At 58.0% G+C, this 583-nt stretch carries 1 protein-coding gene; it reads left to right on the forward strand.

Going from position 1 to position 583, the window contains the following annotated elements; all coding sequences use genetic code 11:
- Positions 1-185 (forward strand): hypothetical protein (locus Q2M23_RS43825; protein ID WP_316399563.1); only part of this gene is annotated, 185 nt, incomplete at its 5' end.
- Between the last annotated feature and the right edge of the window lie 398 nt (positions 186-583).

The raw sequence follows: 583 nt of genomic DNA on the forward strand, positions 1-583 counted from the left end.
AGTCGAAGCGTTCCGAGATTGGGTTCGGCGCGCTATGGTTTACATCGGAGCGCTCTCAAGCGGGCAGGAAAGAGAGAGCGAGGTTGGAAGATGACAAAGAGGGGGAAAAGGGACGCGTCGCCATGGTGACGGCAGCCAAATCGCGCGCCAGCTTGCTGCAGCAGTGCTTCCGGAGCACCACGTGATACTTCCCATGATGCATGGCGCGGAGAAATGTGCACAGCGCCACCTACTGGACAGATTTGGGTGGGCACCGAAGCGTTTACATCGGTTCTCCAAGCGAACCGAGCCCGCTCGGTCCACCCCTCCGAAGCGGACCAAGTTGGCGCGCATTTCAGTGCGCACCGAGGCGTTTATATAAGCGAACTGGGTTCGCTAACTCGGTCGCTCTAAGCGGTCTCATGTAAACGGGGCATCTGGCTCCGTACGTTTTATTAGCAACTCAGACTATGAGCGGCGGGCGGAACGGATACTCAGGGCAGATGAAAGGATGGAGAGCGGACAGCTACGACATGGGGGCGAGACTATGTGCGGCCTAGGCCGATTTCATTTGGTAAAAACCGGAACACGGCCGCAGTGAGCG

It is taken from the genome of Bradyrhizobium sp. 33ap4, assembly GCF_032654765.1.
GTDB classification, from domain to species: Bacteria; Pseudomonadota; Alphaproteobacteria; order Rhizobiales; family Xanthobacteraceae; genus Bradyrhizobium; species Bradyrhizobium australafricanum.